15 protein-coding genes and 1 pseudogene are annotated in these 14,990 nt (G+C 37.1%); 2 read left to right on the plus strand and 14 right to left on the minus strand.

The annotated features are described in order from the left end of the window. Positions 1-45: 45 nt before the first annotated feature. From MHI18_RS01845 to MHI18_RS01860, 4 genes are all read right to left on the minus strand, one after another. The gene (locus MHI18_RS01845) at positions 46-366 is read right to left on the minus strand and encodes a PTS lactose/cellobiose transporter subunit IIA (protein ID WP_040376393.1); all 321 of its coding nucleotides are present in this window, start codon (positions 364-366) and stop codon (positions 46-48) included. A 21-nt stretch (positions 367-387) separates the two neighbouring features. Further along, on the minus strand, positions 388-705 hold the full coding sequence (locus tag MHI18_RS01850) for a PTS sugar transporter subunit IIB (RefSeq protein WP_340845715.1): 318 nt from the start codon (positions 703-705) through the stop codon (positions 388-390). Between the two features lie 48 nt (positions 706-753). Continuing rightward, on the minus strand, positions 754-1,653 hold the full coding sequence (locus MHI18_RS01855) for a DUF7916 family protein (RefSeq protein WP_340845716.1): 900 nt from the start codon (positions 1,651-1,653) through the stop codon (positions 754-756). Positions 1,654-1,781: 128 nt separating this feature from the next. Further along, on the minus strand, positions 1,782-3,050 hold the full coding sequence (locus MHI18_RS01860) for a PTS sugar transporter subunit IIC (RefSeq protein ID WP_340845717.1): 1,269 nt from the start codon (positions 3,048-3,050) through the stop codon (positions 1,782-1,784). Positions 3,051-3,280: 230 nt separating this feature from the next. Here MHI18_RS01860 and MHI18_RS01865 point away from each other — a divergent pair, with 230 nt between their 5' ends. After that, positions 3,281-4,477 carry an ROK family transcriptional regulator gene (locus MHI18_RS01865; RefSeq protein WP_340845718.1) on the plus strand — a complete coding sequence of 399 codons (1,197 nt, stop codon included), beginning with the start codon at positions 3,281-3,283 and terminating at the stop codon, positions 4,475-4,477. Between the two features lie 297 nt (positions 4,478-4,774). On the opposite strand, the gene MHI18_RS01870 is transcribed toward MHI18_RS01865, so the two are convergent. Further along, entirely contained in the window at positions 4,775-6,166 is a 1,392-nt protein-coding gene (locus MHI18_RS01870) for a VanZ family protein (protein WP_340845719.1), read from the minus strand. 339 nt (positions 6,167-6,505) lie between these two features. Here MHI18_RS01870 and MHI18_RS01875 point away from each other — a divergent pair, with 339 nt between their 5' ends. Continuing rightward, complete coding sequence (locus MHI18_RS01875) at positions 6,506-7,471, plus strand: papain-like cysteine protease family protein (protein ID WP_340845720.1); 966 nt, start codon at positions 6,506-6,508, stop codon at positions 7,469-7,471. A 323-nt stretch (positions 7,472-7,794) separates the two neighbouring features. Here MHI18_RS01875 and bla read toward each other — a convergent pair whose 3' ends face one another. From bla to MHI18_RS01920, 9 genes and pseudogenes are all read right to left on the minus strand, one after another. Then, positions 7,795-8,679: a class A beta-lactamase gene (gene bla / locus MHI18_RS01880; RefSeq protein ID WP_340845721.1), complete on the minus strand. Its 885-nt coding sequence runs from the start codon at positions 8,677-8,679 to the stop codon at positions 7,795-7,797. Positions 8,680-8,787: 108 nt separating this feature from the next. Continuing rightward, a complete protein-coding gene (locus tag MHI18_RS01885) occupies positions 8,788-9,075 on the minus strand; it encodes a hypothetical protein (RefSeq protein ID WP_340845722.1) in 288 nt (95 codons plus the stop codon). 377 nt (positions 9,076-9,452) lie between these two features. Then, positions 9,453-9,584, minus strand: coding sequence for a hypothetical protein (locus MHI18_RS01890; RefSeq protein ID WP_340845723.1), 132 nt, complete (start codon positions 9,582-9,584; stop codon positions 9,453-9,455). An 18-nt stretch (positions 9,585-9,602) separates the two neighbouring features. Next, on the minus strand, positions 9,603-10,262 hold the full coding sequence (locus MHI18_RS01895; RefSeq protein ID WP_340845724.1) for a hypothetical protein: 660 nt from the start codon (positions 10,260-10,262) through the stop codon (positions 9,603-9,605). 136 nt (positions 10,263-10,398) lie between these two features. Next, on the minus strand, positions 10,399-11,055 hold the full coding sequence (locus MHI18_RS01900; RefSeq protein WP_340845725.1) for a hypothetical protein: 657 nt from the start codon (positions 11,053-11,055) through the stop codon (positions 10,399-10,401). 796 nt (positions 11,056-11,851) lie between these two features. Continuing rightward, positions 11,852-13,180 (minus strand): group II intron reverse transcriptase/maturase, encoded by a 1,329-nt coding sequence (ltrA, locus tag MHI18_RS01905; RefSeq protein ID WP_340845726.1) that lies wholly within the window; start codon positions 13,178-13,180, stop codon positions 11,852-11,854. A gap of 529 nt (positions 13,181-13,709) precedes the next feature. Next, positions 13,710-14,054: a hypothetical protein gene (locus tag MHI18_RS01910; protein ID WP_340845727.1), complete on the minus strand. Its 345-nt coding sequence runs from the start codon at positions 14,052-14,054 to the stop codon at positions 13,710-13,712. Positions 14,055-14,231: 177 nt separating this feature from the next. Then, positions 14,232-14,498: pseudogene (locus tag MHI18_RS01915) on the minus strand (tyrosine-type recombinase/integrase); the annotation flags it as partial. Between the two features lie 51 nt (positions 14,499-14,549). After that, entirely contained in the window at positions 14,550-14,819 is a 270-nt protein-coding gene (locus MHI18_RS01920; protein WP_340845728.1) for a DUF4190 domain-containing protein, read from the minus strand. Positions 14,820-14,990 lie beyond the last annotated feature (171 nt).

Below are 14,990 nucleotides of genomic sequence, written 5' to 3' on the forward strand. Positions count from 1 at the left end.
CTCTAACTTTTGGGGTGCACTTCAATTATTCTCGGGGTCTTTTCGTTATAGTGAGCGTCTATATAGTTCAATCATTTCTGTAACCAGAAGTGTAATCGTATCTACACTCATGATCTGGTCTTCTGCATGCATTAACATAAGCGAGAACTCGAGTTTTTCCCCACTCGCTTCTCTTTGAATTAAAGAGGCATGCATCTTATGACCTTCGACAAAGAAGTGTTTTGATTCATTCAATTTTTCTTCTGCGGATTCAAATTTTCCTTCTTTTGCTTCATAAAGCGCTTCTATGACTAAACTTTTAGCCGTCCCTACGTTACTAATAATTTGAAAGGCCAGCGTATAGTACTCATTTTCTTCTAATGACATGGTATCCCCATCCTATCTTTATCACTTGTTGTCAATTAGTTGCAATGCTTGATCAAGGACCTTTTCACCGTTCATCATCCCGTAATCTTGCATATTAATGGGTGCTACCGGAATATTTTTACCGACTAGTTTTGCTTCAATTTGTCTTTGCATATATTTGACTTGCGGCCCTAATAATAAGACCTCTACATTTTTCTGTTCAAGCGTATAGTCAATCTCTTGCGCTGATTTAGCAAAAATATCTACTTCGATTCCTCTGATTTCAGCAGCCTTTTCCATTTTCGTCACTAATAAACTTGTACTCATTCCTGCTGCACAGACTAACATAATCGTTTTCACTCTTTTTCCTCCTTTAATTCTAGTAAACTAAGTATTACTATATGGACTTTACCGATTGATAGAACGAGAAACCATAGAAACGGTATGTCGAATGCCGCGGATAGCTTTACTCATCGCAAAGATATTTTCTACTGGCGCAAGTCCGGCGTACCCCGCATCACCGATGTGTTGAATATCGACGCCGCACACTTTATTACGGATGGCAATTTGTTTAACGGTGTCTTCATCAGAACTTTCTTGGCTCGTACCAATTGCCGATAAGACAAGTGCACCATGGTGATGAGCACTTTTCACAATCGTCTTCAATTCTTCATCATCAAAGCCTGGAACAGTCCCAACGGCAGGAACTAAAATGATATCTGCACCTGCGTCAATAAAGCCTTTTACCACGTCTGCATCTGATACGGGTTCATCTACTCCTGCTCCATGCATTTTCCCGGCGATAATTAATCCGGAGAAATGCTCTTTGGTAAGCTGGATCGTTTTTTGGATTTGTTCATTGGTTACACCTGTGCCGGGATTCCCTGTCAAACAAACAAAATCAAGGCCTAAACGTTCGATTTCTTGTATGGTTTCTAGATTAGCCTGACGACCTTTTGAAATGACTAATCTTTCTTCTGCCATATTTGCTGAATTGTCCACCGGCTCTAAATTCACGCCAATCGGACGACCGACCAAACGGTGAAGTGCCTCTACAAAAGTACCCTCTTCATTTTCCAATCCAGCAATCCGTGGTGCGAGCACATCAACGCCATTCAAAAGAATCAAGTCTGCTCCAAACGAACGGGCAATTTCGGCATTGGTGATATCCCCGATATAAGTCTCCCGACCTGCCACATTTTCAGACATAATTACGCGTCCTTCGCTTGCTTTGATACTTTGCTTCAATTCTGCTGCCGTCATTGCCAAAATCTCTGATGCATTTGCACTAATCAATCGTTTTTTCATGAGTAAACTTCCCTTCTGTTTATGTATTATTAATGGTCCAGAAAATAGTCATTATCTTCTGGACTATTGATACGGTCATCTGCATGTGAATGAATGATGCCTAGTAGTAGTTTAGTAATGTATGCCTCTTATTCTTCTGCTTTAAAACGTTTTTCGACCGCTAAAACGAATGGCAGGTAAAGTAAAACATCCAATAGTATTAACACAACCTGCAAAATGGCCCCGCTTATATCCCCTGTAACTAAGAAGCCGCTGAAGATTGGCGGCATCGTCCAGGAGGCAGCCGCTCTGGTTAATGGAACAATCCCGGAGGCCATTGCGGAATACGTGACAACTACGTTTACGATTGGAGCGAGTATAAATGGAATCACTAACATCACATTTAAAACAACCGGAATCCCGAACATGGTCGGTTCATTAATATTGAATAAACCTGGTACAACCGTAATCGGTGCTAATGCTTTTGTTTGTTTACTTGTTTTCTTTTTGCGTGCTAAATAGCCTAGAACTAATACCAAACCAAGCGTAGCTCCGCCTCCGCCTATATAGACGAAGTTATCCATGAAGGGAAGCGTGATAATGTTTTGTAGTTCTTGACCTGCTTGATAAGCCACACGATTTTCATCTAAGTTAGCGATCCATACAGGCTGCATAACGGAGTTAACGACATTTCCTCCATGGATACCTACAAACCAGAATAAACTATTCAGACCGACAACGATGATCGTACCAAACACGTTATTTCCTAATAATCCTAATGGTTTACCTAAGACTACTTGTGCAATGTCATGTACATTGGGTAAATCAAATGTGGTGAGCACAGAATAAATAAGTAACCACATCGTGATAATGACTGCACCTGGAATAATGGCACTAAAACTTTTCGATACAGCTGGCGGAACACTTTCCGGAAGTCTGATTTGGATATTCCGATTAATAAACCACTGATAAATATAGCCATTCAGCAAGCCCATAATAATGGCAACAAACAACCCTTTTGCTCCCATATAAGCGATTGGCATTCCCGCTCCAGCGTCAGAAGTAATGAATGGGGTTGCCATAATAAAAGCAGATATCGAGATAATACCTGAACCGATTCCATCTACATTAAACTGCCTGGTTAAACTGTACGCAATCCCAAAACTGGCGATTAACCCAATTAATCCAAAACTACTATCCGTCCCTTTCCATAAAAAATCCGCAAATCCCATTTTTCCCAACCATGCCTCCCAACCTGGGGCTGGGAAACTAGCAATAATCATAAAAAGTGAGCCAATAATAATTAACGGCATGGCAAATGTAATTCCGTCTCTTATGGCAATCAGAAACTTGTTATTGCCTAATTTCCCTGCAATCGGCATCAGTTTATTTTCCAATAGTTCATTCACTTTGCTCACTTTTTTCCCCCTCTAACTTTAATTATTTCTTATTTATAAATTATTACTAACTATAATTAAATACCCCCTTTATTTTGTTTATTAGTTATATATTATAATTAACATTAATAAATGTAAGCGTTTTTGTCAATGCTATATTCTGAATATTTTATATTTTCAAGAAATATTATTGATTTTTACTACGTACTTAATTATAATTTATAATTAATAGAGATGAGAAAGGGACTATAATGACACTTACAACGAAACAAAGAGAATTGCGAAGTAAAATTTTAGATAAAATTTATGTTAATGGACCCATCTCACGAATAGAGATTTCAAAACAGACAGGGATTACCCCTGCTACCGTGAGTGAGCTAACTGGATCCTTACTGAATGAAAACCTTATTTATGAATTAGGAGAAGACTCTTCTGAAAATAACAAATCGGGACGCAAGCGGATTCTTCTGGATATCGCCGGACGTCACAGTTTTTATATTGGAAGTGAGCTATCAGAAAAATACTTTTCGTTTTGCTTAAGTGACAATACGGGGAAAGTCTATGCAGAGAGAGTCATTCCGTTTCATGCTGGAAGCAAAAATGAAGCGTTAACCGACATTCATTTTGTTGAGGAATTAAATCAATTTATTGATCGTTACCACAGCTTTCAACCAAAAGCCGTAGGGATTGCACTGCCTGGACATTTTAATGAAGAAAGTAAAACCATTTACAGCAACAATCCACGCTGGAAGACCTTTAATCTGGGGATTTTAATCGAAAATGCAGCATTACCTATTTACTTTAAAAACAATGTTCATTCGATGGCGAACGCTGAGAGACTATTTAGCGAGAATACGATCGATGAAAATTTTATTTTCTTCCATGTCGGACGAGGGATGTTTTGTTCTTATTTGTATGAAGGGATGACTTATGGAGAACACAAATATTTAGTAGGTGAAGTCGGTCATACGATTGTACATCCAGACGGAGAACTATGTGAGTGTGGGAAAAGAGGCTGCTTACAGACCTACGCGAGTGAAGCTTGGATAATCAAGAAATCCCGAATCCTTTTTGAAAGTGCAAATACAACTTTTTTAAGCCAATTAACGCCAGACGAACAAAGTATCTCCATTGAAACGATATTAAGAGCCTATAAAATGGGCGACGAAGGTGTGACAACCATCCTTAATAACGCGATTAAGTACCTGTCTATCACCATCAATAATTTACCAATGGTCATAGATACAAATAAGATCATCCTACACGGAGAGCTATTTAATGAACCCGCTATGGCCAACCTGCTCAGCCGTTATTTAAATCAAAACACGATCCTCCTTCCCCTCAGCCATACATGGGACATTGTATTTAAACCCTATTCCAATATAAATGGAGCTCTCGGAGCATGCAGTCTCGCTATCTCCAACTTTTTATTACAGGGTCGAGAATAAACCAGAAAAGAGACAGTTCAAAACTGTCTTTTTTACTGTACTGATGATGGTCAATCTCCTATATAATGCGTTTTTTCTAACAAGTTCTTAACTTCTTTACCAATCGTTTCGGCATTCATTCTAGTTCATGAACCCCATGTCTATATTATTTTCTTCACTGAACAAAAAGAAATAACCCACCCTTAAAAAATTAAAGGGATAGGTTATTTTCTTTCTCTAAATACTAGAAGTTACCGCACTTCTTACAGAAACGTATGTCAGTGGAAACAGTTAACGCTGTTAATCCTATCTTTGTTCCTAAATTGCAGGAATTAAGATTGTTATATCCTTCCCATCTACAGTGCTATAAAAAGCATAAACAGGTTGATAATAGCTCTTTGAATCTAAATAAAAGCTTAGCTCTACATTATGAATAGCTAAGGTTTTTATGCCTTTATTTTCAACGTAATAGTTAAATTCCCCATCTAATATTTCCTGATAGACTTCTTGTTCACTTTTTATTAGAATATCCTTTACCTTTTCATAGGTAATTAAATGATGCTCAATTCCTTTTACTGTATCGTCGTTGTAATAATTCACCGTTATGGTGCCATCAATTAGTTGATTTTCTATGATTTTTTTATCTACCGACCACTCAAATGTACCCTTATTAACCTTTTTAAAATGAGCGTTTGGTGGAATCTCAATGCCGAAACCAGTTAATTTATTCTTTAAGGTTTCTTCTTCTACATCTATTGGTTCTATATGTTCGTCAAAACTTGAGAAATCCGTATAACTATAACTTCCATCTAAGAATTGGAAGGATAGATTATAAGCTTCTTCACCTTGGACCCTATATACACCTAAATCCGGGTAAGATATATCATCCATATTCGATACATCAATGTTTAACTTTTTAAAATAATTTAGCACAAACTCATCAGCAGCGTCCTTAGTATAGCTAGGTGCTTTATATACTGGGACGGTTATTCTAGTATCGCTAAGTTTTATATCTATAGTGGTTGTAGCTTGTGTCATATCTGTTTTTTGACTTGGCCTGATGGGAAGATTCCCAAACTCCTTAACGTTATAATACACAAGCATACTTCCGAATAAAAAAACGACTATGAATAACGGTGAAATGAAGAAAAGAGATTGCTTTATTTTCTTATTCTTTATTGAAATGAAGGCCATGATGATTCCATATCCAATAATGGCTCCTACTAGATTATTAAATAGATCATCCAGTTCAAAAATACCGTATCCTGATAGTAACTGGATACATTCAATGGATAGTGTGAATAACGCGGCCATCCCAACTGTCCATAAGGCCTTTCGAAAACGAGCATCCAATAAAGGGAAAAGAAACCCGAATGGTACAAACATGAATATATTTAAAAGTACAAATTGCCATTGCCGTGTACTAAAACTATACCAGGCCTCTCTGTATGATGAAAACAAAGATAAAACCATCTCGCCTTGGAAGTTTGACCCCCTATTCATAAAAGTCATACCAATAACCATAAGAACATAACTAATAAACAACCCTACTAGTAGAAGCCGCGTCTTTGAAAGACTTTTCTTCCCACTTAAAAGTTTTTTATAAACTATAAAATAGAGTAGCAAAAAGATTATTCCTAAAACAATAATGGCTATTAAAGCCAGAAAAAAGTAATTCTTAACTATACCAATGATTTCTTCTACCCTCATTTTCTATCTCCCTCATACAAGACTAATATGCCTTAATCTACTTTACATTACCTTGTTGTCGATTTAATACATTTACTTTCTAGCACTGCTCTACGAAACAATTCTGACCCTGATTCCTCCCCACTTTCCGAGTACATTAACTACTATAAATAGTACCTCTATCTATGTAATTGGTATAGTTCTAATTAGGAACAGCAAAGGGAAAAAGTAATGATTCTAGTATATTAAAAGTCATTTCATCTAGCAAAACTTTGTATGACGAAAAAAACTTCTTGACTATAAGAAATCCATCTACTATACTCAATTCTTGTGAAAAAAATAGGAAAAGGATGGGGATTAATGAAAAGACTTCTTACGGCAGCTATAGCATCCTCCATGCTATTATTAACTGCATGCTCAGACAACAATGAATCAAAAGAAGTGGAAGCAGAAACGACGGTATCAGCAAAACCAACTACTGCGGATGCTACGATTAAAGGAAAAGATTACGATGAAAATGGCGGCGCGGATGCTTATGCTTCTGCAGGTGACCATGCCGATTCTCGTTACTATAAAGCACCTGATTTCTTTAACTTGAAATCAAATGATCAATTACTATTGATCGAAAACTATCAAACGATGCAGCAAACAACCGAATGGTCTTGTGGACCTGCTACAGCACTAATGGTTGCGAATCATTTTGGAGTAACTGATTTAACCGAAATGGATATTGCGACACAAATGAAATCAATGACAGACTTAGACGTGAAGGATGCGTTGCCAGGAACGGCGAACAACTTCCCTGAATACGGCTCAAACGTTACTCAACTCTATGATTTCTTCACTAGTTTAGAAGGGTTTGAAGTGGTGGATACAAGCTACCGCGGAGAATACAACGACGCTGACTTAATTCAAGAGAGTAACGAAGTCACTGAAAATAACGTAGGCAACCTGCCTGCTGCTTTTACTTGGAACAGCCTGTATACTTCTGAAAACAGCGACACCTCTGAAGCCTACGTCGAAGATGCAAAAGACAGCTTTTTCGTAAAATGGCTGACAGATCACCTGTCAAACGATCGTCCAATCATGGTTGAATGGGGCGACTGGGATGGCCACTGGCAATCCATTATCGGATATGACAATAACGGTACACCAGGCATTGGCGATGATACACTTATCTTCGCTGACCCATACGATACATCTGATCACGCCCAAGATGGCTACTACTTCTACCCATTAGAGCGTTGGTTTGGCCAATGGAATGACCGCAACATCGCACCCAAACCATTCCAATTACAGCCCTATATTGTCGTAGATACAAAATAAATAGATAGAAACGGCAGCATCCAGATCAATGGGTGCTGCCGTTTTTACTAACCTGGTATTCTATTTATTGCTATGACTTTTTCCCTATCCGCTCTATCTGACATCTCCAAATAAATAGGGTATATTTCATAATCAAATAAGAAAGGATGTCAAAAAACAGATGCTAATGTCAGTCGCCACGCTGAGGATCATTGCATATAACCGCTTGCCAATCTCCCGAGATACCCACTAACGTCAAAATCCTTGAAGAAGGAACTTGGAAGATAAAGTTTGGATACTATTACGACTTGGTTCTTCAAAAAATGCAGTACTAACAGCCATTTCTATTTATGTTTGAGTTTAAGAGACTTAATCGCTGCTTCTGTTGCCTCAGCGATCAGCTTGTCGTTATACTCAGCCTCTTTCTCATCACGACTGGAAAGGACAGCTAGAACAATCGGGTCTCCTTTTGCTGGCCAGATAATCGCAATATCATTTCTCGTACCATATGATCCTGCCCCAGTCTTATCCGCCACTACCCACCCTTTCGGCACTCCAGCACGAATGAGCGCATCTCCAGTCGTGTTTCGCTTCATCCAATCTAGTAGAAGTTCCCGTTTCTCCGTTGATAGGGTATCTCCCAACGTATAAGCTTGAAGACTAGCAGCAAGGGCTCTTGCTGTACTCGTATCATGCGTTTCACCAGGATTCACTTCATTTAAATCCGGCTCATATCGCACAGGGTTCGTCACCGTATCGCCTATTCCCTCCAAGGCATTCTTAAATCCGCTCGGTCCCCCTATTTGTTTAAGAATAAGATTGCCTGCTGTATTGTCACTGTATCGAAGAGAAGCATCAGAAAGCTCCTTCAGCGTCATTCCCGTATCCACATGCTTTTCTGTAATGGGATTATAATTCACTAGATCCTCACGCGTATACCTAATTCGTTGATTTAAGTCTTCAATTGAATTCTGTTGTAAAAGGGCTCCAACAGCCAGCGCCTTATGTGTAGAAGTATAAGCAAATCGTTCATCTGGATGATAGACTACGGTACGGTTTGTCCCAGTATCCAATGCAAAGACACCCAGTTTAGCATCATACTTTTCTTCCAGCTTCGCAAACTTACTTTCTGGTTTTTGCGGTTTAGGATCGTGATGGTCTGAAAAACCCGTAAGCGCGGCACAAGAAAGAAACAGGACAGGCAATACATTTCTAAATGATAATTTCATACTTCCACCCCTTGCTTAAAGATTTTATAGCCACGTACATTGTTTGCAATAATTAGTCTTTTAGATTCTAGCATAAACACATATCTTATTCTTCGTCCGTTCGTACCACTAATATGTTGTCAGGAAATGAATAATATAGCCCACAAACCCAATTGATAAAACACTGGAAAAAATAACATATCTATTTCGTACAGATTTCTGTGAAGATTGATAGAGTAATTTTACCGTAAAAGTAGAAGCTAGGATAGAAAAAAGGGGCGCATAGACAAACACTAACAGAACAAAAGAAGCTCCTCCCGCCATATCTTCAACGTCAGTAAAGGACCATACTGTTACAAACCAGAGAAACCACCAGTTAAAAAAAGTAGCCAAACTAAAAAGTACGTTTTTCACCATTTTGGATCCCCCTCGACTATCATAAAAATGTTAAAGCCTATACGAATCTTCATATTTCAACCAAAACCTAATAGTCGAAAATTTATACGCTGATCAGATTTAATGAGCTGTAATTCTATCCAATATTCTAATCAAAAATTGAAATACCCCATCAAAATCCTGTATTTCTGCTTCGAGTCCTATGTAACCTCTGTTTCTTTGTGTGATAAATCGATACATCTCAGCTTAACCCTTTAACTTTTTCTGAAGCAGTATGGATCATGTATTGTAAATTCTTTACCTCTTATATTGTAAGGGCCATGTCTGCAGGCTCTTTCGCAAGCATATATCCTGTTTCCCACAATTTCGCATCTGTATGGCTTTTAAAATGACGAAAATCAATATTGAATCTCTTTAATGGACTCAGTTAAACCGTCTAGTTCTCTTAATGCTTTGTTTAACCGATATTTGCCTTGTCCTTTATGTCGTTTGGTAGGTTGACTGTCTTGGGTTTCTGCTGTCTTTGGCATCGTTTAACTCCTATTCTATTAAGGATTTTCACTATGGGTGACATCTATTCTAATCACTGAATCTTCAGTATTAAGAAATTTAAACTTAATCTTTCCTGTTTGAAATTCAGTTTCACCACCGTTTTTTATTACCTTGCCTAAATGTATATCAAGGATATCTTCTCTAGTTTTAATGGGAATGTCTTGGTTAAAGACAGATGTAAAGAAAGCTAAAGCTATAGTTTTAAATTCATTAATTTCTTCATCTTCTGTTAAATTCAATCCAGCTAAAAGTAGCTTAGAGAATTTTCTTGAATTGGGAGCTAGTGTACCACTCATTACTGTTTTATCGGTTGGGTAAACCATTGCTTTGTAGGAACCACTCTTAACATCTCCAAAAGTAATAGAGTGGTCAATATTTAAATCTTTGAAATATTTATTATAGCGGTATTCTAACACTGTGGGGTCTAGGGAGTTATCTATGATGTGGGTTTTTGCAATTGCTTTGTCGGATTGTTCCTTGTATTTTTGTCTAGCTTTCTCTTTTTCTTGTTCGGCTTTTACGATTTCTTGTTCTTTTTCTTTCGCTTTTTCATATCTTTCACTGTTAGCCGAATCTTCAATAAATGTGCTTCCGATAATAAAAAATAGTCCCAAAGCTATAACAGCAATGGCACCCCACTTTAATTTTCCCTGCATAGATATTAATCTCCTATCCTATAAAGTATAATATTAGCTGGATAATCTTATTCCTGGACCCTTGTTCTTTATGTCGTTTGATAGGTTGACTACTTTTGGTATCGACTGGATTTGGCATCATTTAACTCCTACTCCATTAAAGATTGTTAACATTAACAGCGTCTAACCTAACTAATGAATCTTTATCACAATCTAAAGTGTACTTAATATCTCCAATTTGAAATTCAGTTTCACCACCATTTTTTATTATATTACCTAAATCCATCTTTCTAAGAAGAATCTCTTCTCTGGTTTTAATGGGAATGTCTTGGTCAGCTACGGATGTGAAGAAAGCCGAAGCTATGTCTTTAAATTCGTCGATATCTTTATCGGTTGTTAAATCAAATCCAGCTAAATATAGTTTTGTGAACTGTCTTGAATTAGGAGATAGTGTACCGCCCATCACTATTTTATCATTTGGGTACACCATCGCATCAGAGGAGTTGTCTCCAAAAGAAATAGAATGTTCAATCTTTAAACCTTTTAAATATTTATTATAGCGATATGCTAATGTTGTGGGGTCAAGGGAGTCGTCTATGATGTGGGTTTTTGCAATTGCTTGGTCGGCTTTTTCCTTGTATTTTTGTCTAGCTTTCTCTTTTTCTTGTTCGGCTTTTACGATTTCTTGTTCTTTTTCTTTCGCTTTTTCATATCTTTCACTGTTAGCCGAATCTTCAATAAATGTGCTTCCGATAATAAAAAATAGTCCCAAAGCTATAATAGCGATGGCACCCCACTTTAATTTTCCCTGCATAGATATTAAGCTCCTATCCTATAAAGTATAATATTAGCTGGATTATCTTATTCCCAGAATTGTTTGGTAAGTACGATAGGTCATATTTAAACCTTGATCCTAATAGTTCCCCACAACATCTCCCTGTGTTCTATTTCCTAACAGAAACACTCTATTTGATGTCATCCTCAAGTCTATGAAATTAGTGTTTCTCATGCATATCACTTGCTGGTGTTGCCCAGTAGCCCCCTGATTTCCTATCCCAGTGAAAGGAGTGTGGCTGCAAGCATTCTCTTTGTTAGTTTAATATAAATTTCCCCAGTATTTTGATATCTTTTGTTTGTGGACTAACCTTTTCCTAAAAAGATTCTTTTTCATTCACTGCTGTATGTAAATCATATGTCTGTACCTTTAGTGATACCTAATCAAGTATGGAAATATACCTATTTTAATCCAGTAACCGCTAATACTTTAACATTATATTCTATTTTAGTTGTAATTTGGTATATATTTTTATGTTAAATATATATTCGAAATTTATTAACGGAGGAGAGCATTTATTGGATTCTTCTTGCGCTACATTAACTAAAAGTGCTGCAGACCCTTGACCTACTATGTGATTTTTCATTCTTTTATTTTGGCTATTTTCGTAATGTATGACCAAATAAAAAAGCCACTTTCAAAAGGAAGCAGCATTAACAGTTATTAAACTAGTCGAGTAGAAGGGAACCTCTCTACCTTACGGTAGATTGAGTTCCTCCCCCCTCACAGAACCGTGCTTGCGCTATTTACGCACACGGCTCCTCCAAGTCATCATTCACAAAATGTAGCTAATCTTTTTTCTTAAGTCATATATATTCACCTTAACTCTTGGTGAAGGTAAAGGATATTTACGAAGAAAGAGCCTGAATTTTTCCCAAGTAAAGGATTTCCTCTGACTTCTCCTGTTGAGCCATTTAAATAATAAATATTGGATTTTGTCTTTGAATTTGTTAACACTTGGCGTATTATCCGTGATGCAATAGTAGTTAAAATAGCCTACAAGCGAGCGTTTAAATCTATCCATAATCATATGAATATTTTTATTACGGTTATTCTTTATCCATTCTTTCGATTCCTTTAGTTTACCTTGTAGCTTCTTCCTACTTGTTTTCCGTTTCACACGAAAGTATCCTTGTTTACTCTTCCCACAATAATGTGTAAAACCGAGGAAGTCAAAGGTTGCAGGTTTTCTATTCCCCGTTTGTTTTGCATCTTTCTCCGCAAACCTCCCGAAGGGGATAATTTTGGTTTTATCCTCCGCTATTTCTAGGTTAAACTTCTGTAATCTTTCCTTTAATGAGTGAAAGAATTCCTGAGCTTCGCTCTTATATTGGAAACAACACACAAAGTCATCTGCATATCTAACTATGTATGCTTGGCCTTTACACTGTTTTCTAACCTTCTTCTCAAACCATAGGTCCAGGACATAATGGAGGTATAGATTGGCAAGTACCGGAGATATGACTCCACCTTGCGGCGTGCCTTTATCTGTCTTATATTTCTTGCCTTCCTCCATGTATCCACCTTTAAGAAACCTACCTATTATTCTTAGTAGGTTAGGGTCAGCAATTCGCAGTTTTAAGAACTCCATCATCCATATGTGGTCAACGTTGTCGAAGAATCCTTTGATATCTACATCTACTACATAATTTACTGATTTCTTTTCAATATAATGATTTAATATCTTCAAAGCATCGTGACAATTACGATTTGGGCGGAATCCAAAAGAGCAGTCTAGGAAATCATTTTCATAGATGGCATTTAGTATTTTTGTAATGCCTTTCTGCACAATCTTATCTTCATGTTCCGGTATCCCCAAGGGTCTTTTCTTGTTGGAGTTAAGCTTAGGAATATACATTCTCCTTACGGGAACAGGATGATAACTTTTGCTTTTGAGCCTATTTACTAAGTCCACTATATTTTCCTCTAGTGTTTCACTGTATTGCTCTTTAGTTGTGCCGTTAATCCCAGTTGCCTTCTTATTAGGTAATTCAACATGACATTGAACTAGGGATTGCTTATTTAGTAAATGTGCAAGAGATGTAAATTTCATCTTCGGATCAGATTTTGCTAATTTTGCTATCCTTAATAGTTTTGTTTCCATTTAGTATCCTACCTCCGCGTGTAGTAAATGTGTCCCTAATAAGGGTGATAACTTGGTAGCAGCCTTTCCTCCATCGGCATTACCCAACTTCATTGGTACTACGCTGCTATCCGACTCCCTACAACGGCATTTGGTTTCCTTGCTTATTATCGCTTGTACACCATACTCTTCTATAAGAAGAGACCGGTAGGGTCTCCCGAGTTGCCGTATCATATCAATGTCTGACGTGCCAAGGTCTCTGACTCCAGAGAGGTTTTATCCTTCTTGCCTTTAACGATGGATAAAATGTAGCTTTCTGCTGTGCTTAAGGCATCAGCCCTCTCGATTTACTAACATTATGGAGCTCAATCCCTTCAACCTATTGGCTTTCGGCCCGCCATCTAACTGTCTACGCTTAAAGGCTAATGTTACCATTAGCCCTCCAAGACTCGCTACGAGTGAATGGCTAGTTCTTTCTCGACGGGAATCCCACCCGCTATATGATACGACCTAGGCTCGGCCGCACAAGCACCCGTTAGCTGAATATTTATTAATTCACTTTAATGATGTCTATATGATTCGTTGTAGTAGTCAATATTACTTTATGATTTCCTTTTGTATAGTAAACGCTAGCCCCGCCACTTTCTCCTTTTTTCCATCCATTCGCTTTAAGAGCTATTTTATAACTAAATGGTATGCCATTTTCTTCTGATGCTTGTGACCAATCATAACTTTTCCCTTGACCATTTTCTTGAATTAGCTCAGCTTTTTTAGGAATTAGGAAGTCAAATGAATCTTCCGAAGGTTCGTAAAGAGATAAGGATATAAAATAATAAATGAATCCAACTAGCAAAAACGTAGTTAAAGTAATGGTCCAACCAACCATTTTCTTCATTTTACTTCCTCTTCCTTTATAAGTTTAATTGGAATTAATAAGCCAACAACTATTTTTTTCTATTTACTCTATTCAAATGATGGATTATCCTTCTTTAATTAACCTGCCCCGTTTCTACAATAAGGAGTTCAACACAAAAGGGCATTAATCCTTCTTGGATTAATGCCCCTTTTCATATCAGAAAAACTTTTTATATAGCTCTCGTCGGAGTGTCCCACTTAAATAAGCATAAATTTTAGTCGTTTCACTCTTTTCGTGGCCCATCAAATTTTGAATGACTTCTAAAGGTGCCCCATTATTCAACAAAGTAGTGGCATAACTATCTCTCAACTGATGGGGGTGAATACTTTTATTGATTCCAGATCTTTTAGATATCCGTTTAATGACATATCTCGTTTGTGAAATACTCATCCTATGAGGAGCACGAACTGTCACAAATAATGCCCCCGTTTGTTCATTAAGAATGAAGTTATTTAACTAATGATTGAGATTACATTACCACTTAGGATCAGTAATGAAATAAACACTGATTGACAAAATCAGAAGGAAAATTAGAAGTAATTGAAAACATAACCCTACAATACTACAAACCCTACCTGAAATAGCCAAACCTCTACCTTTTTCATTGGATTCCTCAATTTCTACAATACTTTTAGATGATATAACAAGTCCAAGAATACCAAGAATTAAGCCAATATAAGGTATGACTATTGATAATACTCCTAATATTAATGAAACAATAGATTTATTATTTATTATTTTCATTCCATAGCCCCTTATAAATAAAGCTTTTTTCTTACTTTAAACAACAAATTTGGAATTTCATTTATTGTAGTTTTATAATTTCCACTCATTTCCTTCCCATTAAAGATATTTGATAATTACTTTCTTTATTCTTCATAACGGAATGAAATTTGTAGAACTAACCTGCCCCTT

Origin of the sequence: Peribacillus sp. FSL H8-0477 (assembly GCF_038002765.1) — a bacterium.
Classification (GTDB): domain Bacteria; phylum Bacillota; class Bacilli; order Bacillales; family DSM-1321; genus Peribacillus.

Bases quoted from the DNA above. Each gene is read 5' to 3' on its own strand.
- MHI18_RS01910 (WP_340845727.1), bottom strand. From the start codon at position 14,054: ATGAAGAAAATGGTTGGTTGGACCATTACTTTAACTACGTTTTTGCTA.
- MHI18_RS01890 (WP_340845723.1), bottom strand. From the start codon at position 9,584: ATGCCAAAGACAGCAGAAACCCAAGACAGTCAACCTACCAAACGACAT.
- MHI18_RS01855 (WP_340845716.1), bottom strand. From the start codon at position 1,653: ATGAAAAAACGATTGATTAGTGCAAATGCATCAGAGATTTTGGCAATG.
- MHI18_RS01870 (WP_340845719.1), bottom strand. From the start codon at position 6,166: ATGAGGGTAGAAGAAATCATTGGTATAGTTAAGAATTACTTTTTTCTG.
- MHI18_RS01865 (WP_340845718.1), top strand. From the start codon at position 3,281: ATGACACTTACAACGAAACAAAGAGAATTGCGAAGTAAAATTTTAGAT.
- bla (WP_340845721.1), bottom strand. From the start codon at position 8,679: ATGAAATTATCATTTAGAAATGTATTGCCTGTCCTGTTTCTTTCTTGT.
- MHI18_RS01875 (WP_340845720.1), top strand. From the start codon at position 6,506: ATGAAAAGACTTCTTACGGCAGCTATAGCATCCTCCATGCTATTATTA.
- MHI18_RS01895 (WP_340845724.1), bottom strand. From the start codon at position 10,262: ATGCAGGGAAAATTAAAGTGGGGTGCCATTGCTGTTATAGCTTTGGGA.
- MHI18_RS01900 (WP_340845725.1), bottom strand. From the start codon at position 11,055: ATGCAGGGAAAATTAAAGTGGGGTGCCATCGCTATTATAGCTTTGGGA.
- MHI18_RS01845 (WP_040376393.1), bottom strand. From the start codon at position 366: ATGTCATTAGAAGAAAATGAGTACTATACGCTGGCCTTTCAAATTATT.
- ltrA (WP_340845726.1), bottom strand. From the start codon at position 13,180: ATGGAAACAAAACTATTAAGGATAGCAAAATTAGCAAAATCTGATCCG.
- MHI18_RS01920 (WP_340845728.1), bottom strand. From the start codon at position 14,819: ATGAAAATAATAAATAATAAATCTATTGTTTCATTAATATTAGGAGTA.
- MHI18_RS01885 (WP_340845722.1), bottom strand. From the start codon at position 9,075: ATGGTGAAAAACGTACTTTTTAGTTTGGCTACTTTTTTTAACTGGTGG.